At 51.3% G+C, this 22,290-nt stretch carries 22 protein-coding genes; 4 read left to right on the top strand and 18 right to left on the bottom strand.

The window, feature by feature from the left end; translation table 11 throughout:
• Window positions 1-17 precede the first annotated feature (17 nt).
• A complete protein-coding gene (locus tag ACEPSU_RS08175) occupies window positions 18-608 on the bottom strand; it encodes a peptidylprolyl isomerase (protein ID WP_020088290.1) in 591 nt (196 codons plus the stop codon).
• Between the two features lie 128 nt (window positions 609-736).
• On the opposite strand from ACEPSU_RS08175, the gene ACEPSU_RS08180 reads away from it, so the two are divergent.
• Window positions 737-1,246, top strand: coding sequence for a phosphatidylglycerophosphatase A (locus ACEPSU_RS08180; protein WP_395321033.1), 510 nt, complete (start codon window positions 737-739; stop codon window positions 1,244-1,246).
• Window positions 1,247-1,344: 98 nt separating this feature from the next.
• Window positions 1,345-2,016 (top strand): VTT domain-containing protein, encoded by a 672-nt coding sequence (locus ACEPSU_RS08185; RefSeq protein ID WP_395321034.1) that lies wholly within the window; start codon window positions 1,345-1,347, stop codon window positions 2,014-2,016.
• Window positions 2,017-2,093: 77 nt separating this feature from the next.
• Here the strand turns inward: ACEPSU_RS08185 and ACEPSU_RS08190 are convergent, their stop codons facing one another.
• From ACEPSU_RS08190 to ACEPSU_RS08270, 17 genes are all read right to left on the bottom strand, one after another.
• A complete protein-coding gene (locus ACEPSU_RS08190; protein ID WP_395321036.1) occupies window positions 2,094-2,729 on the bottom strand; it encodes a TIGR01906 family membrane protein in 636 nt (211 codons plus the stop codon).
• The gene (locus tag ACEPSU_RS08195; RefSeq protein WP_395321037.1) at window positions 2,722-3,516 is read right to left on the bottom strand and encodes a TIGR01457 family HAD-type hydrolase; all 795 of its coding nucleotides are present in this window, start codon (window positions 3,514-3,516) and stop codon (window positions 2,722-2,724) included. The genes ACEPSU_RS08190 and ACEPSU_RS08195 overlap by 8 nt, the downstream gene beginning before the upstream one ends.
• Before the next feature lie 12 nt (window positions 3,517-3,528).
• Window positions 3,529-4,353, bottom strand: a complete 825-nt coding sequence (locus tag ACEPSU_RS08200; RefSeq protein WP_395321038.1) for a YutD family protein — start codon at window positions 4,351-4,353, stop codon at window positions 3,529-3,531.
• Window positions 4,354-4,358: 5 nt separating this feature from the next.
• The gene (locus ACEPSU_RS08205) at window positions 4,359-5,747 is read right to left on the bottom strand and encodes a bifunctional metallophosphatase/5'-nucleotidase (protein ID WP_395323347.1); all 1,389 of its coding nucleotides are present in this window, start codon (window positions 5,745-5,747) and stop codon (window positions 4,359-4,361) included.
• 433 nt (window positions 5,748-6,180) lie between these two features.
• Window positions 6,181-6,789, bottom strand: coding sequence for a metallophosphatase (locus ACEPSU_RS08210; protein ID WP_395321042.1), 609 nt, complete (start codon window positions 6,787-6,789; stop codon window positions 6,181-6,183).
• Window positions 6,790-6,805: 16 nt separating this feature from the next.
• Entirely contained in the window at window positions 6,806-7,654 is an 849-nt protein-coding gene (locus tag ACEPSU_RS08215) for an aldo/keto reductase (protein WP_395321043.1), read from the bottom strand.
• 210 nt (window positions 7,655-7,864) lie between these two features.
• Window positions 7,865-9,262, bottom strand: coding sequence for an amino acid permease (locus ACEPSU_RS08220; RefSeq protein ID WP_395321044.1), 1,398 nt, complete (start codon window positions 9,260-9,262; stop codon window positions 7,865-7,867).
• A gap of 204 nt (window positions 9,263-9,466) precedes the next feature.
• Window positions 9,467-10,657: an acetate/propionate family kinase gene (locus ACEPSU_RS08225; RefSeq protein WP_125701944.1), complete on the bottom strand. Its 1,191-nt coding sequence runs from the start codon at window positions 10,655-10,657 to the stop codon at window positions 9,467-9,469.
• 17 nt (window positions 10,658-10,674) lie between these two features.
• On the bottom strand, window positions 10,675-11,733 hold the full coding sequence (locus ACEPSU_RS08230) for a class I SAM-dependent methyltransferase (protein WP_395321045.1): 1,059 nt from the start codon (window positions 11,731-11,733) through the stop codon (window positions 10,675-10,677).
• A gap of 250 nt (window positions 11,734-11,983) precedes the next feature.
• Window positions 11,984-12,412 (bottom strand): prepilin-type N-terminal cleavage/methylation domain-containing protein, encoded by a 429-nt coding sequence (locus ACEPSU_RS08235; RefSeq protein ID WP_395321047.1) that lies wholly within the window; start codon window positions 12,410-12,412, stop codon window positions 11,984-11,986.
• On the bottom strand, window positions 12,409-12,615 hold the full coding sequence (locus tag ACEPSU_RS08240; protein ID WP_395321049.1) for a hypothetical protein: 207 nt from the start codon (window positions 12,613-12,615) through the stop codon (window positions 12,409-12,411). The genes ACEPSU_RS08235 and ACEPSU_RS08240 overlap by 4 nt, the downstream gene beginning before the upstream one ends.
• Window positions 12,566-13,036, bottom strand: a complete 471-nt coding sequence (locus ACEPSU_RS08245; protein WP_395321051.1) for a type II secretion system protein — start codon at window positions 13,034-13,036, stop codon at window positions 12,566-12,568. Before ACEPSU_RS08245 ends, ACEPSU_RS08240 begins: the two co-directional genes overlap by 50 nt.
• Window positions 13,026-13,331 (bottom strand): prepilin-type N-terminal cleavage/methylation domain-containing protein, encoded by a 306-nt coding sequence (locus tag ACEPSU_RS08250; RefSeq protein ID WP_395321053.1) that lies wholly within the window; start codon window positions 13,329-13,331, stop codon window positions 13,026-13,028. Before ACEPSU_RS08250 ends, ACEPSU_RS08245 begins: the two co-directional genes overlap by 11 nt.
• Complete coding sequence (locus tag ACEPSU_RS08255) at window positions 13,328-14,380, bottom strand: type II secretion system F family protein (protein WP_395321055.1); 1,053 nt, start codon at window positions 14,378-14,380, stop codon at window positions 13,328-13,330. The genes ACEPSU_RS08250 and ACEPSU_RS08255 overlap by 4 nt, the downstream gene beginning before the upstream one ends.
• Window positions 14,316-15,278 carry a competence type IV pilus ATPase ComGA gene (gene comGA / locus ACEPSU_RS08260; protein WP_395321057.1) on the bottom strand — a complete coding sequence of 321 codons (963 nt, stop codon included), beginning with the start codon at window positions 15,276-15,278 and terminating at the stop codon, window positions 14,316-14,318. The genes ACEPSU_RS08255 and comGA overlap by 65 nt, the downstream gene beginning before the upstream one ends.
• Window positions 15,279-15,395: 117 nt before the next feature.
• Window positions 15,396-18,695 carry a YhgE/Pip family protein gene (locus ACEPSU_RS08265; RefSeq protein ID WP_395323348.1) on the bottom strand — a complete coding sequence of 1,100 codons (3,300 nt, stop codon included), beginning with the start codon at window positions 18,693-18,695 and terminating at the stop codon, window positions 15,396-15,398.
• Window positions 18,696-18,967: 272 nt separating this feature from the next.
• Window positions 18,968-19,705 (bottom strand): YebC/PmpR family DNA-binding transcriptional regulator, encoded by a 738-nt coding sequence (locus ACEPSU_RS08270; RefSeq protein WP_020088312.1) that lies wholly within the window; start codon window positions 19,703-19,705, stop codon window positions 18,968-18,970.
• Between the two features lie 297 nt (window positions 19,706-20,002).
• Between ACEPSU_RS08270 and ACEPSU_RS08275 the strand changes: the two genes are divergently transcribed.
• Together ACEPSU_RS08275 and ACEPSU_RS08280 are read left to right on the top strand one after the other, a co-directional pair.
• Window positions 20,003-21,460, top strand: a complete 1,458-nt coding sequence (locus tag ACEPSU_RS08275) for an ABC transporter substrate-binding protein/permease (RefSeq protein WP_395361643.1) — start codon at window positions 20,003-20,005, stop codon at window positions 21,458-21,460.
• Complete coding sequence (locus tag ACEPSU_RS08280; RefSeq protein WP_020088314.1) at window positions 21,453-22,193, top strand: amino acid ABC transporter ATP-binding protein; 741 nt, start codon at window positions 21,453-21,455, stop codon at window positions 22,191-22,193. The genes ACEPSU_RS08275 and ACEPSU_RS08280 overlap by 8 nt, the downstream gene beginning before the upstream one ends.
• Window positions 22,194-22,290 lie beyond the last annotated feature (97 nt).

A 22,290-nucleotide genomic window follows, 5' to 3' on the forward strand; every position in this document is an offset into this window, starting at 1 on the left:
TCTTTGCGACCAGTCAGTTAGTCTTCGCTGACCGTAACCTTGTCCATCGTAACTGGGGTTGCAGGTTGATCGCTAGCATCAGTCTTGACTGCAGCAATCGCGTCAACCACATCCATCCCCGTAATCACTTGGCCGAACACCGTGTGCCGGAAGTCCAGCCATGGTGTCCCACCTTTTTCGTAAGCTTTAACGATCTCTTCAGGGAAGCCAGCATCCTTCATCTGACCCTGAATTTGTGGCGTCATATCTTTATCCTGAACAATAAAGAATTGACTACCATTCGTATTAGGACCCGCATTGGCCATGGATAAAGCCCCACGTAAGTTATACAACTCTGGTGAGAACTCGTCTTCGAATGGTTGGCCCCAGATACTTTCGCCACCCATTCCCGTACCAGTCGGATCCCCACCTTGAATCATAAAGTTTGGAATCACACGGTGGAAGGTCATCCCATCGTAGTAACCAGCCTTGGCGTGCGTTACAAAGTTTTCAACCGTCTTTGGTGCTTGTTCGGGGAAGAGTTGCAGCTGAATGGTCCCCATGGACGTTTCAATCGTTACTTGTGGACCCCTGGCGTTAGCCAAATCAATTTGTGGAAACTTTGTCATAATTATCCTCCATATCTTTTCAAACATTACCTAGTCATCTATTATCACCGCCTAACGGAAAAAATGCAACTGATGTCACTGGTGCTATACTAGATATACCTAATAGTAAGAAGAAAGGAAGTTACACAATGATTAAACCAACCACAGCTTACGGCCAACGGACAATTGATCTCCTTAACGAACGAGGCGTTGATCTGAAAGATATCGCCGACCTCGTGATTTACCTGCAAAAGGACTACATTAAAGATCTCTCCCCGGAGATGGCCTTACATAGCGTTCAAACCGTCTTAAACAAACGTGAAGTCCAAAACGCTGTGATTACCGGAATTCAACTCGATATCGCTGCCGAACACCACACGCTCATGGAACCTCTTCAAACGATCGTTGAACGTGACGAAGGTCTCTACGGTGTCGACGAAACCATGGCACTCTCAATTGTCGACCTCTACGGCTCCATCGGTTTTACCAATTACGGCTACATTGACCGGACGAAGCCAGGAATTCTCGCCAAACTCAACGCACATGAACCCGGAATCATTCATACTTTCTTGGACGACCTAGTCGGCGCAATCGCCGCAGCGGGGGCGGCTCGGTTGGCCCACGATGATGCTGGCGAACAGGACACCCCCTTCAAATAATTATGACAATTTTGTTAAGCTTCACCCGACCTGCTGACATTGGCGTCAAAAACTCCTACAATGTGAGTATTATCAAATAACAACTAAGGAGCACCTTAATGGCCTATTTAATTGATTTCGTTCTCCACATTGACGACCACTTGGTCAACATCGTCAATACCTTTGGTGGCTCAACCTACCTCATCTTGTTTGCCATCGTCTTTGTGGAAACTGGTGCTGTGATTCTGCCCTTCTTACCGGGGGATTCACTGCTCTTCGCAGCGGCTGCCCTGGCCGCTAACCCGGCATACGGTTTGAACATCTGGCTGTTCGTGGCTATTTTCCTAGTCGCTGCGATTGGCGGGGACTCGCTGAACTTTTACCTCGGCGGTCGTGCCGGAGCCGCACTGTCTAACCACTCGTGGTTTGGTCAACTGATCAACAAGGATAAATTAGCACAATCTGAACAGTTCTTTAGAAAGCATGGTCCATTGGCCATCTTCCTGGGTCGGTTCATGCCGATCATCCGGACGTTCGTACCATTCACCGCTGCGGGATCACAATTTCCTTACCGCCGGTTCCTGAAGTACAACGTTAGTGCCGCTCTGACCTGGGTCTTTATCTGCTGTGGCGGAGGTTACTTCTTCGGTAACATCCCCTTCGTCAAGGAACACTTCTCAGCAGTCGTTTTGGGAATCATCGTTATTTCTTTGATTCCTGCCGTTGTGGGTTGGCTCAAGGGTCGTCACACGTCCCGTCCCAATCCCCAGCGAATTCCCGAAGACGATTAAATTGAAATAATTGCATTTAAAAAGTTGGAGTCGACAGCGATGTCGGTTCCAACTTTTTTTGTTATTTTTTATAAGTTTTATTCTCCAACATGCTTGAACGACTGCCGTCCCAGCCAATACAGCCAAATCAGCCCCGCCTCGAACAAGGCAAACGCCATAACAAAGCAGTGGAGAAAGAACGTGTCCGGTAGCGCCGTAATAATCGGGTCCAGACTCGGATCGAACAGCCAGTCATTGTTGCGGAAGAGAATCTTGTGGAAGTCAATAAAGAAGTCGTTGAAGTCCACCGCCATCACTGCCGCCAACACGATGGGAATGACCGTTGCTACCTGCATAGGCCGAATCAACCGCCACCGCTCCCCGTAGCGTTTTAACCGTCGGAAATACCACACGGCTGGATAAATACTCACCAGGAGCACGACGTTATTCACCAAGAACAGTTGCTTCACATCATGAAAGTGAACCATCCCCGTAAATGACGTGGGAAAGTCACTCATCTTGAGATCCGTCACCCACGGCAACTCCAGATAACCCAGCATCTGATAATAGTTATGCATAATCTTTTGCGGCGTCATTTGGACCGTTTGAGAAATTTTAAGCCAATGAATGTCCAACCGATACAGCCAGACCGCGTTGATCGTCAAAAAGATACTCAACGTCAGCAACAATAAAATCAGCGCTGTTAACCCAACGCCGCGTTGCCACTTAGTCAACTGGCCCCACCTCGATGTCCCAGTGATCCAGGTTCGGGATGGTATAGGTCGGTTGAATCGCCTGTTGCGCCACCTGTTCTGGCGTGGAGACTCCCGTGTAGACCAGGAGTGTATCCACCCCAGCGTGAATTCCGGCGAGAATATCCGTCTGGTAGTTATCGCCCACCATCAAGGCATCTTCAGGCGCGATACCCATTAACTCCAGTGAGTTTTGCAGAATAATCGGCTCCGGCTTCCCCACGAAGATGGGTTCCGTCTGCGTGGCATAGCGCACGAGATCGACCAGTGCACCCGCTCCGGGCATCAGCCCCCGGGCCTTAGGAATATTGGAATCCGAGTTCGTCCCAATGAACGTTGACCCACTGCGAATCGCCAGAATAGCCTTGGCAAATTTTTCGTAAGTCACATCACTATCAAGCCCCACGACCACGTACTCGGGATGTTCCTCATCCACCGTGAATCCTTTAGCCGCGAGTGCCTGGTTCAATCCAATTTCGCCGACCACATAGACGGTCCGCTTACCGGTCTCACCAGCCCGTTCGTCCAAGAAGTCTGCGGTTGCGAGGCCCGCCGTATAGACGTTGTCCGTACTGACGTGAATGTCGTGGTTATCTGCTAAGTTTGCCACAACGTCCACGGGCAATTTCGTCGTGTTATTCGTGACAAACTTAAAGGACACCTTGGCCGCCTGCAAACGTTCCACGAAGGCTTTGGCCTTGGGATAGCGCTTGCTCCCCGCATAAACGGTACCGTCCAAGTCGATTAGATAGGCTTGATAATTTTTCATTGCAAATTCTCCCTAATTCTCTTTTTTCTGCCGAATGGTGAAATGCCGGCGTCCCTGACCACCCGTTGCGACCGTCACTGTCTTGCCAGCGTCGGGCTTAGGTTGCGTCGTGGTGCGCCGTTCTTCAGTATACGGATGATTCGTATTGTTCCGGTGACGTGAATGCCGTGAACGCCGCCGATGACTCCCATTAGGGGCCGTGCCATTACTGTTGCCCGTATGACTGCTATTACTAGTCGTATTGTTATGTGTCGTTGTTTTACTATTGACCGGATTAGTCGTATTGCGATTGTGACCATTGCCACTACGATTACCATTAGTCGCCTTGGCCGTAGCCTTTTCGGCAGACTGATGCTGGGGTTGGTTCTGCTTGTTCTGTGATCGATTCTGTCCCTGATTCTGTTGGGCCGCCTTATTACCACTGCCACTTCGCCGCCGCGAACGACTACGCCGTGGCTTCGGTGCCGCTTTAACGTCTAAATTATGCAGAATGAAGTACGCACAGCCGAAGTTGCAGGATTCATAGAGATAATCCTGAACAGCATCAATCTGATTCTGCTTGGCACCGGCTCGGTCCTCGGCGTAGAACCCCTTCAACCGCAGCTGTTCAAAGCCCCAGTCGCCGACAATATAGTCAAATTTGCTTAAAATCGTACTGAAGCGGCGGGCAAACTCAGCGAAGTCAAAACCGTCTCTGACGTTTGCCACGACTTCATAGGGGTGGCCGTTGATCGTCAGGTGCGTATCATCTTCGCGTACGACCTCTGCCGCAGGCTCCCGGCTTTCTCGTTGTTCGGCAACGAGTGCCTCTAAATCTTTGCGATCCACCGTCGTCATCCTCTCTAGTCTTTATCTAAAGGGTAGTGCGTGCTCAGATACTTGGCAAACACTTCCCGTAACAGGTCTTGATATAATATCTCGTTCTTGCCCACGATGGAGATTGTTGGGAAGAATGGAATAAATAAATAGTGATCCAAAACGGCAATCTTATACTGCCGGTTGGGTGACAGGGGTTCTCCGCGCCACGTCACCTGATGGGTCTGTTGATCGTAGGCAATTCCCAGGTAGTTGATCTCCCCGAAAATTTTACCGCGAAAGCCCATCCCCTTCTGGTGAAAGTGCCGCAGAAATAACCGTGCCATCTCGAATTCTTGAATCAGCCGCCAGAGGTCGTACCCATTCAGGGTAACCGTCATGACGTGCATATTATGCGGTAAGATCTGGTGCAACTGATTCTGGTTGACCACACCTCGCGGCAGGTCCTCCAGAAACAGGCCCGCATTTAAAATAGCTGCCTGGGTCCCAGCGTACTCCGCAATGGCGTGAAGCCCCTCACGAACAAGCCGCGGCTGGCCCGTCAGATCGGATTCCATCGTGACAGGCAGGTCCGCGACCCGCTGCTCGGATAAGATATCCGTTCCCAGATCATGAAGCCCCTGGATCTCCGCAGCATCAGCCGGATCTTCCGGCAAGGTGGCCGTTTCCACCACGCTAGCCGTTGCGGCCTTAACCACATGTTTGGCATCCACCGTCAGCTCGATCTTACCCACGTACCGGCCAAATTTACCGGCCGCGGCCAAAAGACTGTGGTGGTCCTGTTCCCCATTCACAAATAAATGATGTGTGTGACTGCCAATAATCACGTTGACTTGCGGATAGCGCTTAGCAATCTGCCGGTCGACGTCCACACCCAAATGAGACAGCAGCACGCAGACATCAAAATCGTCAGCGTAAGTCGTCAACAGGTGGGTTAAGGCATCATCGACCTGAATTGGCAACCACCCCGCCAGCGGATAGGTCAACTGGTACGGGGCCGTTAAGCCCAGCACCATGACCCGCGTGCCAGCGGCCGTGGTCAGTAGCCGATGGTCGATCGCCCATTTCGGTTGCTCGTGGGTATCCTTCGTTAGCAGATTACCCAGCACCACTGGAAAATTGGCATAGTCATAGAGGTGGTCCAACTGCGGGCGCATGTAGCTCAGGCCCTCGTTGTTCCCGATGGTCACGGCATCATAGCCGATCTGATTCATCAGTTCCACGTTCTTTTGACCGTTGGTGGCCTCCGTCACGGGATGGACGCGATCCAGGTTGTCCCCAAGATCAAAGGTATACACGGTGTGCCCGGCCGCCTGGGCACTGGCCTTAGCCGCTGCCAGGTAGCGCCGAATCCGTGGCCAATTTTCAAAGTGGGAATGTAAGTCATTCGTATGCAGGATGGTAATCTGTTCCATGCTCTCTTAGCTCCTCTTAACACTGTGTTTAATCCTACGGCATCAAGGGGCCCCGGTCAAGCGCAATGCTACCTTGAGGCTGATTAAAAAGTGTCGCCTGCGGCTGTCAGGGATTCTGCCGCTATGGGGACCGCCTACAGCCAAAGGGCAGGCTTCCGGCTCGGTTTGAAGCCGCACCAAAGTCAGGTGCGTCTTCAAACACGTCCCGCGCTGTAAGGCCGGGTAAGCTCAACCGCCCGGCCTAACACCGCCGTCACAGCCGGCGCCATCCCTGACCTCCTTCGGCTAAGCTAGTTTTAACCAGCCAAAGTTAGCCGCGAACTGCATTGTCTCAATTGACAGAACGAACGCCGAAAAATCCACACATTTTTCCTCCACGTAAGAGAAAACCACCTTAAAGAATGACGCATTCCTTATAACAGTCAGTGCCCATTTACTGCTTATCCTGAAACTCCTTAGCCTTCCCCGTAACCATTTCTTCAATCTCACTTGTGGAGAATGGCGTACCGAATGGGACTTGTTCCTTGAGGTAACGCGTTTCTGGCGTGTCTACGCCGACGTTGATATTCTCCTTAACAGGGACCGCGTAGTGGTGAATATGGCCGTGAAGATTGATGATCTGTTTCACAATACCCAGCATCATGGGGTAGTGCGTCATATAGTATTGCCGGTGGTCGTACTTGATCAGCGCCCCCACATCATGGAAGGTGTATTTTTCTTGCCCGTGATCGACGGGATTGTGGGCCGCCAGGTACTTGAATAGTGCCCGACTGTCGTGGTTTCCCTTGATCAATTCCAAGTGGCCATTCAGTTGGGACAGAACATCCTCCACAGCCTCATCGGATTTGATGGCTGGCCGGGTGAAGTATAACGCAATGTCTCCCAGGTGATAAACCGTATCGGTTGGGGCAACGCGCGCATTCCAATTATCAATGATGGTCTGATTCATTTCGTCCACGTTAGCAAATGGCCGCGGTGCGAAATCATTCATGCCTAGTAAATCTTTATGGAAAAAGTGTGTATCTGAAGTAAAGTATTGCATATCATAACTCCTCGTCTTAAATAATATCGAGTGCTTCCTTCTTCGTTGGTCGCGGAAACTGCTGATCCAGCGCAGCCAATTCAGTCGGCGTCAGGGTCAACTCACCGGCCGCAATGTTTTGCGTCATGTGCGCCACCGAACTGGTCTGGGGAATCGCCAGCGTCTGGGGATTGCGAATCGCCCAGGCTAAGAGCACCTGGTAGACGGTCACATCATGTGCCACCGCAATTTGTTTGACTGTAGCATTAGTCGCCAGGTGTTGGCCCCACGAATCGCCCTGCGCAACCGGAGAATAAGCAATCAGTGGCAGGTTGTGGTCAGCTTGCCACGGCAGTACCGCGTAATCTAACCCGCGGCTCCCCAAATGGTATAAGTCCTCATTGGCCACAGCCTGATCACCACCAGGAAGCGCCCAAAGTTCTTGTAAATCGGCAATATCAAAATTGGAGACGCCCCACGACCGGATCTTACCGGTCCGTTGGAGTCGTTGTAGCTCGGCTACCGTTTCAGCCAGCGGCACACTCCCCCGCCAGTGATAGAGGTACAAGTCAACGTAATCCGTCCGCAGCCGCTGCAGGCTGGCATCCAGGCTCGCTTCCATGCGACGCTTAGACGCGTTTTCTGGCAAGACTTTGGAAATCAGAAAGAGCTGATTGCGGTCCAGCGGCTGTAGGGCTTCCCCAACCAAGCTCTCAGCCCGGCCTGAGCCATACATCTCGGCAGTATCGATCACTCGTGCGCCAGCCGTGATGCCGGCTCGAATAGCCGCGATCTCCGTCGCCCGTTGCGCTGGGTCATCCCCCATGTGCCAGGTTCCAATTCCAATAGCAGGTACCGTTTGTCCCGCAATTTTAACAGTTTTCATGTTCACACCTCATTTAGGTTGTTCCGTTATTTCGTGACTGGGGTCTACTACTCGAGCCAGCCACCAGTCGCTACATTCACATTTCTATTATCCGCGTTTTAACGCGCAAACACCACTTTCATCGTAGCACTTCACGCTCATTTTCGCTGGTCTCATCCCCTACGAAAAAAAGAAGCACCAACCAGCATTCTGGCGGTGCTTCCTATCCGTTTATTTATCAGAATCCATAGCGCTGGCGGCTACGCGTTGGTCGCGAAATCGCTTGCCCAGGCTCAGGCCTACCAACCAGAGGATGGAGCCAATCAGAGCAACTAACGTGTCGACCCGGAACAGCAAGACAACGGCGACCATCCCAAGAAAGGCCAGGATGAAGTAGTCACTCAGTGGGAAGAATGGCATCTTGAAGCTGCTGTTGCTGCGTTCCAGTGGCGTCTGTTGCCTCTTGTACTTAATGTGAGCGACCACGATGGCTCCCCAGATAAAGAGGAAGCAGGTCGTTGCGATACTGGACACGAAGGCGAAAACGTGGCCCGGAATGATAAAGTTCAGAAAGACTGAAACGGCAATGATCAGCGTGGAGAATCGCAGTGCATGCGTTGGCACCTGTGCCCGGGATAACGTCCCCATTCGCTTGGAGAAGCGGCCTTCCCCACCGTAAGTCAGGGAGAAGAGCATCCGCCCGGTCGTGAACAGCGAGCTGTTGCAAGCTGAGGCGGCGGCCGTCAACACAACGAAGTTAATGACAGCAGCGGCCGACTGAATCCCAACGTTCTTGAAGACTTGGACGAAGGGACTGCTAGTTGGCGAGATGGATTGCCATGGGTAGATGGCCATCAATGCTAATAGTGACCCGAGATAGAACAGAATGATTCGCAGTGGAATTTCGTTAATGGCTTTTGGCAAAACCTTCTTAGGATTGGCCGTTTCGGAAGCGGTCATCCCCACCATTTCGATCCCCACAAAACTAAACAGAACCATCTGGAAGGACAGGAAGAAACCCTTGGCGCCGTTGGCAAAGAATCCGCCGCTGGCTAAGTTCGTCACGCTGGCATGGCCAACGGGGGTTGGGAAGTGAACCGCAACCATGTAGGCTCCCGCCAGAATCAACGCCACGATGGCGACAATCTTAATAATAGCAAACCAGAATTCCGTTTCACCAAACGCACTGACCGTGACGGAGTTCAAGGCTAACAAGATAGCCAGTAACGTCAACGCCGTTACCCACGAAGGTAGATGTGGGAACCAGAACTGCATGTATTGCCCGGCGGCGGTAACTTCAGCCATGGCAATCGTGATCCAACAGATCCAGTAGGTCCACCCGGCAACGAAGCTCATGTTGTCACCGAGGTACCGCTTGATAAAGTCAATGTAAGAGTGAACTTCCAGGTCGGACAGGAGCAATTCCCCCAGCGCACGCATCAGTAAGAAACACATGATTCCTGTGGCGAGGTAAGCCAGAATAATGGAGGGCCCAGCTAAATGAATGGATTGACCGGCACCTAAGAACAGCCCCGTCCCGATTGTTCCCCCAAGAGCAATCAATTGGACGTGCCGACTCTGAAGTCCCCGGGAAAATTCCTGATTAGTATTCGCTTGATTTTTTTTCATCTTAATCTCCCCTTTGTTGAAATATATTATACACATCTGACCGGCCAATGCCAGTTCCAATGCTGGTTAGTTCGACTAACTAAACAGCGCTAACGACTGGTATAAACGAATTTCATTCAACTTAAATTAATTTAAGTGATAATTGTTCAACTTTAGGTGAAAGAAAACATCCTCCCGGAAATTCCGAGAGGATGTCTTATCAATTTATTTACGTAAACGTTCGATATCCCGAACGATCATTAATTCTTCATCAGTAGGAATCAAGAGCGTCTTGATCTTAGAACCGGCAACACTCAGGTCACGTTCAACCCCACGAATGTTGTTCTTTTCTGGATCAACACCAATACCGAAGTAAGTCAACTTGTCAGCAACTTCTTGACGGATCATGATATCATTTTCACCCACACCGGCAGTGAAGACAATGGCGTCTGCGCCACCCAATTCAGCGAGGTAAGCCCCCACGTAGCGCACGATCCGGTTGATGAACATGTCCCGAGCCAACTTGGCACGATGGTTCTTGTCTTGAACGGCTTCTAGTTCACGCATATCAGCGGAAACACCGGAAACCCCAACCAGACCAGACTTCTTGTTTAAGATGTTGATCATGTCGCTAGGCTTGTCGATGTTCAGCTTTTCCATCAGGTAAGCGACTAACGAAGCATCGATATCCCCAGAACGGGTAGCCATTTCGATACCAGCCAGTGGCGTGAAGCCCATGGAAGTATCGTATGACTTGCCGTCCTTGATAGCCGTGATTGACCCACCGGCACCAATGTGCATCGTGATCAACTTCAGGTCTTTGAGGGGCTTGCCCAGCATAGCAGCGGCACGGTTGGCCACGTAACGGTGACTTGTTCCGTGGGCACCGTACTTACGAGCACCGAACTTTTCGTAGTATTCGTAAGGAATAGAGTACATGTAGTTCACTTCTGGCATGGACGTATGGAAGGACGTATCGAAGACAGCCACACTCAACACGTTAGGCAAGATCTTCTTGAATGCTTCGATCCCCATGGCAGCGGCTGGGTTATGCAGTGGTGCATATTCAGCCAAGTCCTTGATTTTTTGTAAAACATCGTCATCAATAACGGCGGAGTCCTTGAACTCTTCACCACCGGCAACGACCCGGTGACCAATCCCCGTGATTTCGTTGAAGTCAGTGATAATTTCCAACTTAGTCAGTTGATCCAACATTAATTGGATAGCTTCCTTGTGATCGTTAACATCTTGGGTCGTCTTGTACTTTTCACCATCACCATACTTGATTTCAACCAAAGAGTTACCCAGACCGATCCGGTCAATGGCCCCTTCAGCGATCACTGATTCTTCTGGCATTTGGAATAATTTGAACTTTAACGTAGAACTTCCGGCGTTAATTGCTAATGATTTTCCCATTTGGTAATTTTCTCCTTTTATGAGCGGTCCGTCAGCAGGTTTTGTTCTTCCCATTGGACGATTTCCGCAACAAACTTTTGAAATGCTGATTGTTCTTTAAATGATGGGAACTCGCCCAACATTACTTGTTCAACCTGCTTCGCGCCAGCGCCCGGCTTCTGTAAAATCAGAATAGCCTTCTGGGCGTTAACATTCATAAAGAGCTCACTTGGTAGGTTCAATAACCCTTGCAGATAGGCGTTTCCCGCTAACCACTTTAATAGGCCCTTCGCTTCTTCCGTTTGGAAAAGTTGTGAAGGTACCAGGAACACGCCGACACCACCCGGCTTTAATTGATTCAACGCTTGCTCCAACATCAGGTGATGCACGAACGAATGGCCAGTGGCCGCATGGGTCTGATAGTTCGCCGCGTTCTCATCAATTGGGTAATACCCAATCGGTAAGTCGGCAACAATCAGGTCACTTGCTGGCACCAGCAACTGTTCGAGCGCATCCTGATGAATCAGCTCGATTGGTAATCGTTGTAGGTCACTCGACGTCTGGGCAATAGCCAACATGGTATCATCATTGTCCACGCCATACGCCTTAATGTCACCCTTAACGACAGCCTTGAGTTGTGAAAGTACCGCCGTTAACAGGTTGGCCGTCCCAACCGTCAGGTCAGTGACCGTCAACTCTGGCTTGTCCTTCTCCAACCGAGTCACGAGGTAACCCATGATGTAGGCAATCGTGTCCGGCGTCAGCTGATGGTTAGCTTGAATCTCATCTACCCGAATCGCTTTGAGCATGGCTAATTGAACCGCCCGGCGAACCGTTTCGGCATCGTCACTTTGCCAGTCGACCTGGACATACAACTTGGTTAACTTCGCTGCAGTCTCTGTATCTGGCTGACCGTCTTCTACCTGAACTTGGCCATTGAGCAGGTTATCCCCTGTCTCAACGAACGCATCCAAATAAGATGTGCTTAGTGCTTCTTGCAGGATCGTGGTTGATTCATCCATGACCTTGAAGAGCGCTTCAGTCTGTTCTTGTGACAGTACGCTTCGCCTCCTTGTGAAATTTGCATGACACAACATATCCGTTATCTATACTACCGATTTTTCGGCTGTTATTCAAGCAATCTTTGTCGCGAATCTGCGGGTTTTACCGTTCTGAGACGTGGTTTTGACGCTTGTTGGGGTGATCTAAACCCTCGATTCAGTTGTGAAGTCGAACGATTATAGTCTTTAATGAGTTGATGAGTCGATTGTTCGCGTGCCGATTGACCAGCCATGACTAGAATCAAGACTAGGCTGACACTTGCTAGGAAAAAGAGGGCCCACAGCGTCAGGAACCCTCGCCGCGTAAATCGAGAATCGTCGTCTGCCAAGGCAATCGCTCCTGCTTTAGATTCAGGCGCACCAAGCCCGGATATTTTGTGAGGTGCCAGTGAACGGCCTCTACCCGCCGTAGCAAGGGGTAGTAGCCCTGATGGTTCTGATTGGTTAGTCGGAGTACGTGCTTGCGGTCAACCCAGACGACACGGGTAACCCGTTTTTGCTGATCCTGTAAATTTAGCTGCTGACCGTCAACGCCAGTAACGCGGTAGCGACCGGGCTGCTCAAGGACCTGCACCATCTGATACCACGCCACTGGGTCCTGTCGAAGTGGTCGCAACAGAACACGGTCCACCCCGCTGGCCAGTACAAACATCCCCGCTGCAATTCCTAACGCCAGTAGCGCTTCAATTAAAGTGAAACCCGCACGTTGTCTCATTGGCTAGCCGCCCAAGAGAGTAAGGCCTGGTCATGCTGCTCACGAGCCCGCTGAAGTTGGGCTGTCCGGACACGTTCGCCGTGCTGGGTCACCGTTAGTGTCTGCTGGGCCAGGCCAATCGTTAGCGCCACAATCCCCAATGCCAATAAGGCGTCAGGAAGCAGCCACCCGTTGTGGTCGCCGCGTCTTAGTTGCTTCAACATAGATCAATGCACCTCCTAACTGAAATGTCTGATACCACCAGACGTGATGCGTCGTGCTATACCACTCCATGGTAAAGGCATCCGCATGCCCCTGTGGCGTGATCCCCCAACCGGTCCGTCCATCGACCCAGTGGAGACCGGGCGGTGGCATCAATCGTCGAAAGACGTGATGCGCTTGGCCCCGCGTCAACGTGACCTCCCCTGTCTTTCGATCGACAAAGATTCCCACCGTTTCTTTGCGGGCAACCGCCACCTGGCGTCCCACCGTCCATAATTGTTGCCATGCGGGCCAAAAAGCTTGTTCCGCAGCGGCTCGCCGTTGCGCAACCGCCTGAAATCCTACTAATACGGTCAAACTCGCCACAATCAGTAAGACCACCAGTGTCTCGTAGAGGGTAAATCCTCGCCGATTACGATGCATCTTCTGAATGCTCATCGTGAATCTTAATGCCCTCACGCTGGGCTTGCTTAACCTGTTGTGGTGTCAGGTACCGTCCGGCTTCCAGCGCGGCATAGGTCACATGGGTTGCCGTCTGATGATCATCCAGATACGCCGTCACCTGCCCCTGAACCACTGTCTCCATCGCATGCTGATGAATGCCCTGAGCGTGGTGTCGCTGGCCGTTTAGGTTTGGGAGAATAATCAGCACCAATAGTGAAATGATAAAGAGGACAATCGTCATTTCGACCAAAGTAAACCCATGTCGCTTACTCATTGCGTGACCCCCTGTAAATTAGCATACATGGGTAAAAGGAGGCTCAGATAAGCCCCGACAATTAGAAGAGCAACCACTGTCAACAAGATCGGTTGCACCATGGCCAATCCCCGCTCTGTCAGACGAACCAATTCCTGATACCGCAGATGACTGTAAGCCTCTAATTCACGAGCCAGTTGCGGTTGCGTGCTCCCCTTCTGCAATAGAACGACTAGCTGCGGTGGGATGTAGGCCTGTTGACGCAACCAGCCCACCGGTGAGCGTCCGGATTGGAGTTGCTGTTCGAGCACAATCGCCAATTGTGCCAGCAAGGCTGTCTGGGGCAACTGCCGTAAGACTACCACCATTTGTTTAACACTCAACCCACTCGCCACGAGCTGGCTAAGATTGGCCGTGAGGTAGTAGGCGTAATAGGCGCGAAAGATCCGGCCAATTACCGGTATACGCAGATACCAAGCGGCCAGATGCAGGGTCGTCTGTTGTCGCCACCAACGCCACATCAAGACACACCCTCCAATCGCGACCAATCCACCACCGATTTCTACATAGTGCCGCCAGGACAGAACTGGAGCTGGCTGCGCGGCAATCTCCTGCTGCAGCTGTGGTAAAATTCCGACCTTTAAGGTAACGAAAAGCACCGCCATCCCCATCATTAACCCCACTGGGTACAGTAAAAGTTGATGGAGTCGCTTGCGTTGCGTCGCCATCAGGCCCAATAGTGTCGCCACCCGTTGAAGCGCTGTGGCAAGCTCGCCATAGGTTGCCGTCAATTGTAGTTGGAAATACACATTAGCTTGCAAATACGGCGCGAGGCAAGTCACAAAGTCCGTTCCCGCCAACAACTGCGTCTCAATCTGCGTAACATCACGTGGTAAACCACTATTCGCCGTCTGACTGAAACTCACCGCCTCTCGCAGAGAAAAACCACTTGCCAGCTGATCCGCCAAGAGTTGACAGAACTGCTGCTGTTGCGCCAAGGACCACCTACCCTTCCCGAAATTTCTGAGCCGTTGCCACCGAAATCGTGTGTTCGTTACCTGCTTCTTCAAGTGTACGTCGCCACCTTTCCGTGGTTGTCTTCGTTGCTTGCCAAAGGTGGTCACCGGTTAAAATGTCGAGGAGCACGGCCGGACCATCCTGAAGCCGCGGAATCAGGCGCTGGTAACAGCTCCCCGTCAACACCTGCCGTAACTGCGCCAACGGTACGCCCAATTCCGTCAGCCTTGGAATAGCACCCCCGGCACTCTGCGCGTGAACGGTGGTTAAGACCAAATGACCACTCAATGCTGCGCGCACGGCCGCCTGAGCCGTTACCGTATCCCTGATCTCCCCAATAATGAAGACATCTGGCCGGTGTCGTAACCCCACCTTGACCAAAGCCTCGTAGTCCATCCCCGCAGCCTCATTGACCTGCAGTTGGATGAAGTCCGCCTCCTTGATCTCGACGGGGTCCTCAATCGTGAGGACCGTGGCCGCTAGTTCACGAGCAATCGTATACATCGTTGTCGTCTTCCCTGAGCCGGTTGGCCCCGCAAAGAGGACGAGTCCCCGGCGCTGCGCCAACTGCCGGAGTTGCATCGGCTGGGCCGCATCCAAATAGGCCATCTGCCCAGTGTGGTAGGGATAAATCACCCGAATTACTAGCGATTCACGGCCCACATAATCCCCGACTGTCGAGAATCGTAGCTCTAGCGGCTCTGGTGGTCCCGGCCAAGTCATTGCCCCCACCTGAGGTCGCCGGTTCTCGCTGACGGCCATATTCGCCTGAAATTTAAAATAAGTAATTAACTGACGGCCCAACTGGGCACTCACTTGTCGCCAAGTCGTCACCGCTCCCAATTGTCGCAACCTAATCTGATAGCCTGTCTGCCGTGGCAGGACGTAAATATCACTGGCCCGCTGTGTCCGTGCCGCCGCCAAGAGCGCCGTTATTACCTTTTGAATCATACATTTCATCTCCTGCCCTTTCTAACTAACTACGTAAAAAATGCCGAAATATATTTTTATTTGCAAAAAAAATCTACGCATCCGCTAAGATAACGTAGATTTCAGTAAATCTTCCTATTATTCCTGGCGTTCACCTGCCATGGAATTTTTCGGGTTCATTAATTTTAAACCAATCAACCCAATTCCTAAGGCGATGATCACCACGGCTGCGCTAATACCCATCGTCAGAACCGCGGGACTAATCCCGGTCCCGCTCAGGGCTTGAGTCAAGCCCAAGTTAGCGTAAGTCATCGGCAGGAACTTTGCCAATGGTGCATATAGGGTCTTCACCGTTTGAACTGGGAAGATGCCGTTTGCCACACAGAGTTGCAGGAAGAACAGCGCACCCACGACCAGAACAGCCAGCCGCCCCATGAAGAGTCGAAGGACTAGTTCTACTACCAGAACGGCGAGCGCAAATAACCCGGTCAGCCCCATAAACGTCCACGGTTGCGCGGCGTGAAGCATCACAGCCATCCCCGCACTGGTAATCAGTGATTGTAAGAGGACCCACCCTGTCAAGTTAGCCAGCTGACGGGGTGTTTGCAGTTGCCGACGGTAGTCAAACCAAGCAACCAACGCCGTCAGCCCCAGGAACGTCAGCATTGCCACCACGAATGGTGCAATGGCGTGCCCAAAGTTAGGCACGTAACTGAAACGTTGGTGGTTCAACTCTGATGGTGAGGCAAACATTGCCGCCGTCCGACTGGTTAGTGGCGTTGCCTGAACCTTATCCGCTCCACCCTGAAGCGCGGTGGCTAACTTACCATTACCGTCTTTGAGCTGTCGTGCGCCAGCAGTTAGCTTCGGTGAATTAGCAGCTAACTGTTGGGCACCGGTCGTTAACTGGCCAACTCCCGCTACCAACTGTGGCGCTTGTTGATTCAGCGTGTGTAAGCCGTTTGAGAGTCGATTACTCCCATTAGCAAGCTGAGAAACACCTGCCACCAAAACGGGTACTCTTCCATTTAATTGCGATAAGCCTCCAGCTAACTGCTGGGACCCGGTCGTCACCTGGCCGGAACCAGCGACGAGTTGACTGACTCCACCGGTTAAGGCTGGGAGTTGTCCGTTGAGTAGCCCCAGCCCGTTTGTGACTTGAAGCGAACCATTGACGAGGCGCGTCACACCACCAGCCAGGGTAGGTAACTGTCCGGTCAATTGATGCAAGCCCCCGGAGACCTGCTTAGAACCGGTCGTCAAGTCACTCACACCGGCGACCAGCATAGGTACTTGATCGTTCAATTGCCGCGTACCAGCCGCCAATTGCGCGGTTCCCGCGACGAGAGCGGGCCCGTTGCTGGCCAACTGGTCACTTCCTGCAAGAAGTTTACCGATGCCCGTGGTGAATGCTGGAACCTTACCATTCGCCTCTACTAATTTAGCCGAGAGCTTTTGGCTACCATCGACTAAATTAGCATACTTTTTGACCAACGAATCATCATTGCCTGTAACCGCACCATTGAGTTGACTAAGGGCCGCACTTTGTTGCCCCATCGCTGCAGTTACCTGCTCAAAGTAGGTTTGTAACGCGGTGGCATCCCCCAAAACCTTCTGCAACGCTGCTGCAGCGGTGGTACCTTGACTGCTCGATGTCGCGTCCGCCAAATCCGCTACCGCCCGCTTCAGGCGCGTTACCGTTTGCGGAGAAGCAGTTGCTGTTTCCGTTGTAGCAGGTGCTTCGCTTGCTTTGACGAGTTCATTAGCCGCCGTGGTAACCGCAGTTTTAGCAGATGAAGTCGGCGTTGTTGTCTTCGTTTGCCCCGCCCCTGCGAGTGCCGAAGTCATCGCCGCCTTCTGATCGGCCGTCATTTTCGTCGCACTAGCAACAGACGCCACCTTGGCATCAATTTGCGATTGGGTCATCCCCGCTGACTGGTCGCTAGACTGACTATCAGAATCAATCTGGGCAACCGCCGTTTTTAATTTATTGGCGGCTTGAGTCGTGGCATCGTCAAAAGTCGTGGTCGACGTGTCATCCAATTGTTTTAACTCAGACTGGACTGTCGCAACCTTCGTCGCTGCCACTGACGAACCGACAATGGCAGTCCCTAATGTCGTCAAATCCGACTTCAATTGGTCTTGAAGCCGCTGCCCCTTTGCTTGAAGACCAGCCGCGCCAGTCGTAGACGCAGTCACCAATTGCTTAACTGAACCACTCAATTCATTAATACCCGACTGACCCGCAGAGACTTGCGCCGATAACCCAGAAGCCCCATCGGCCAAAGCCTGTACCGACGCAGCCAGTGTCTTACCATTCGTATCCAACGCCTGTAACCCCGTGTGCACCTGATAGACGCCGTTCACGTACTGGGTCGTGCTAACTGCCAAGGCTTGGCTACCATCCGCCAACTGAACGACCCCGGAGGCTAAGGCACCGGTCTTGCTATTTAGCTTTTCCAAGCCGGCTGTAACCTGTGCTGATCCGTCATCTAGTTTCGTGACGCCGTCAACAAGTGGCTGCGTTTTAGCGGACACCTGCTGCAGGCCATCCGTCACTTGACCGGACCCCGTCGTCAAACGCTGCACACCTGCCGCCAGTGGTCCGGTCTTGGCTGAGAGCTGTTGGAGCCCTGTTGTGACCCGTTTAGACCCACTTGCCAATCTATCGGCACCACTATCTAATTGTGCCACGCCACTCGCAAGCGGCCGCGTCTTGGCCTGTAATGTCTGCAGGCCCGTCGCTAATTTATTGGCGCCGGTTGCCAGCTGATTAACACCAGTCGGCAATTGCTGAACTTTGGTCGACAGTTGTAAGAGGCCATCCTTGACTTTCGTTACACCGGTCGTATACGTATTCATCCCATCAGCTAGTGTCACCGTTCCATCTTTCAGCTGAGTCGCCCCCTTGGCCGCCGTCTGGAAACCTTGACCACTCGCTTTGATCTGCTGGAACATGCTCAATGCATAGGCCTTGGTCACGGCACGCTTCACAGCAGAATTCAATTGGGTCGCCCCCGTCTCGCTGATGATTTCCCCGATATAATTAAGCGAATCGTTGGTCGCATAACTCAGTTTCATCTGTTGTGGGTGGTGATCCGTCACCGTAGTTGCGCGCTGCGAAAAGTTCTTGGGAATCGTCACGACCGTATAGTAGCGGTTATGCTTCATCCCGTCCGCAGCTTCCTTCGCCGAAAGAAAACGCCAGCCCAATTTATGATTATTTTTAAGTTGACTGACGACCTGTTCGCCAACCGCCATGCGTTTCCCCTGATACGTGACGGGTTGATCCTCATTGACCACGGCAACCGGTAACTTTGCCGTCTGGCCAAAAGGATCCCAGAACGAATGGATCACAAGTCCCGCGCAAACGACCGGCAGAACCAGTCCCGCAGCGAGCACGCCACCCATCAGATACTTATGTTTGATGCGTTTCATCCTCAACACTCCTCTGCATGCCGTAAAATGTATATGACATGTTGTATTGTAGTGCAATGATACTATATTGCTAATTAGCCACTGGCTAAATTAGTATATGGCATGTTGCATATGCTTTAAAAAAATATGGCTCACCTTTCAGCCACATTTATGGAGTTTACCCGTCCCCCATTCAGAATGCAAGATTATTTTTTATCGTGACACACAAAAACCCGCCACCAGGCTAGGCCTGATAACGGGTTCATCGACTCAATTTATTTGGCTAAAAACGCTTATTCAACGCTTTCAGGTAAGACTGCGGCTTCGTAAATATCGGAAACATCGTCGTTGTCTTCCAGTTCTTCAATCAGACCTTGGTATTGAGAAGCCTTGGCTTCTGGTACTTCAGTCGTGTTTTGAGGGAACATCCGAACTTCGGCAGTGTCCAACTTGTAGCCTTTGTCTTGTAAAGCATTACGTGCTGCAATTTCACTCGAAGGATCCGTGTAAATCTTGAATTCTTCATCCGTGGTTTCCATGTCGTCCGCCCCGGCATCAAGTGCATCCATCAACATCGTATCTTCATCCGTGTCCAGACCGTCGCGCAAGATTACAATGTAACCTTTCCGATCAAACATGTATGAAACGGAACCCGCTGCACCAAGTGAGCCGCCATGGTGCGTGAAGGCAGAACGAACAGCCGCAGCCGTCCGGTTCTTATTGTCCGTTAAAGCAGCAACCATGATCGCCGTCCCAGCTGGACCGTAACCTTCGTAGGTAATTTCTTCGAACTTAGCGCCACCAAGACCAGAAGCTTTATCTAAAGCCCGCTTGATGTTGTCTTTAGGCATGTTAGCTGCCCGCGCCTTGTCCATTTCCAAACGAAGTTGAGGGTTACCGTCGGGATCAGGACCACCTGCTTTTGCAGCTTGGTACAAATCACGTGAGATTTTTTGGAAGATTTTTCCACGCTTTGCATCCTGAGCATTTTTCCGGCCCTGGATGTTATGCCATTTAGAATGTCCTGACATCGTAACTCCTCTTTTCTTAAATTTTATAGATATCCGTATAAAACAGACACTATACATGTTAGCACTTACTTCCCATTCGTTCAATTACTAAGCTTATAAAATTCGCTTATTCAACGAAAATGTATATTTTTTTTGGTGTTTCCCTTTAGATCAGGGATTTAAGCGAATTTTATTTGGATAAAACATGTATAAAGATAAATTTATCAAAATAAAACTTGTATAAATAAACGAAACCGGCTATACTCAAATACATCATCACATATAGAGGAGCAAGCCATTATGAAAAATAAATTAATTATGGCCATCGCATTGGTGATGGCGCTCGTTGCCGGATGGACCGCCACCACGACAACGGCACAAGCCGCCACCGATGATTCGCTGGCCCAGGTTCAAAAAAGTGGAAAATTAGTCATGGGAACTTCCCCCGACTACCCACCCTATGAATTCCAAGCAACCGTTCACGGCAAAAGCCAAGTTGTCGGGATGGACGTTGCGGTTGGGAAGAAGATTGCCAAGGACTTAGGCGTCAAGTTAGTCGTTAAGTCCATGTCCTTTGATTCCCTATTAGTTGCCTTACAAACGGGTAAGGTCAACATGGTCATCTCCGGGATGAACCCAACGCCCGCTCGGCGGAAGAACGTCAACTTCACCCACACCTACTACCAAGGTGGATACAGCATCGTCATCAACAAGAGTGACAAAGGCATCTATAAAGATAAGGATTCCTTCGTGGGCAAAACCATTGGGGCCCAAACCGGTTCTACCATGTACACCGAATCCAAGAAGCAGACCAGTGGGACGACCGTCAAAGGAATGACCTCCGTTTCCGACTTGATTTTAGGTTTACAGAGTCACAAGCTGCAAGGGGTTGCGATGGAAAAGCCATCCGCCCAAGCTTACGTGGCCAACAACAAAGAATTAGCTATGATTCCAAGTAACTTTGATTTGAGTGCATCTGACACCAGCGCTTCCGTTGCGTTTGCCAAAGGCTCCACTTCACTGGTCGCCGCAGCCAACAAGTCCGTCGATCAGATCAGAAAGCAAAACCTGGTCAACAAGACTTACCTCCCCGCTGCTGGGAAATACTTAAAGACCAACACCGTCAACACTAGCATGCTCCACTACTGGAAAGCCTTCCTCAAAGGGATCGAATACACGTTGATCATCACCGTATGTTCCGTCTTCTTCGGGTTCATCCTCGGGGTACTCTTATCCCTCGCACGGATGGCACAGGGTGGCGTCTTCGCCACTGCCTTACGGTGGTTAGCAACAGCCTACGTCGAATTCATTCGGGGCACGCCTATGATGGTCCAAGTTATGTTCGTTTACTTCGGCCTAGGACTCATCGTTAACCTCCCTGCGTTAACTTCTGGGATTATCGCCATTTCACTGAACTCTGGTGCTTACATCGCCGAATACATTCGTGGGGGAATCAACTCCGTGGACAAGGGCCAAACAGAAGCTGCTCGGAGCCTGGGGATGACCAAGGGTTACACCCTGCGTTACGTTGTCTTACCACAAGCCCTGAAGAACATCTGGCCATCATTGGGTAACGAATTTATCACGCTGATCAAGGATAGTTCCATCGTCTCCATCATCGGGGTCTCCGAACTGATCTTCCAAAGCAACATTGTGCGGTCCGACACCTACAGAGGGGTAGCGCCAATCGCCGTCATCATGGTTCTCTACTTCATCATGACCTTTACCGCCTCACGGATCTTAAACCACTTCGAAAGGAAGATGCAACATGACTAAACCAATTATTGAGGTCAAGGACCTCGCCAAGAACTTCGGCGACAACCAAGTCTTAAAGAATATTTCAGAACAAGTCAATCCCGGTCAAGTGATCGTCGTCATCGGTCCTTCCGGTGGTGGGAAGAGTACCTTCCTGCGGTGCCTCAACTTGTTGGAAACCCCAACGAGTGGTGAAGTTGACTTCGATGGTCAAAACCTAACGACCTTGGACACGAAGAAGGTCAACACGTTACGGGAACAAATGGGGATGGTTTTCCAAAACTTCAACCTCTTCCCCAACATGACCGTCTTAGAAAACATCAAGTTAGCCCCCATGAAGGTCAAGAACATCAGTGATGCCGACGCCACCAAGCGCGCACACGAACTTCTCCAACAAGTTAACTTGGATGACCATGCCGATGCCTTCCCTACCAGCCTATCCGGTGGGCAAGCACAACGGGTCGCCATTGCGCGGGCCCTCGCGATGGACCCCAAGGTCATGCTGTTCGATGAACCAACATCTGCTTTGGACCCCGAGATGGTCGGTGAAGTCCTGAACGTTATGCAGGACCTGGCCCAACAAGGGATGACGATGGTCGTGGTCACCCACGAAATGGGCTTTGCCAAGTCCGTGGCCGACCGCGTCTGGTTCATGGCCGATGGCTACATTCAAGAAAATAACACGCCGGAAGAATTCTTCAGCAACCCACAAACTGAACGGGCGCAAGACTTCCTCTCCAAGATCTTGATGTAGACCAGTTACTTTAAAATTCAACACACACGTCTCTCGGGAGGTCAGCTCAGTCATGAGCTGACCTCCTTTTAGTCCCCCTACTCTTTACTAATGTCAT

Source organism: Levilactobacillus parabrevis (assembly GCF_044051715.1).
In the GTDB taxonomy this organism is placed as follows: Bacteria; Bacillota; Bacilli; order Lactobacillales; family Lactobacillaceae; genus Levilactobacillus; species Levilactobacillus parabrevis.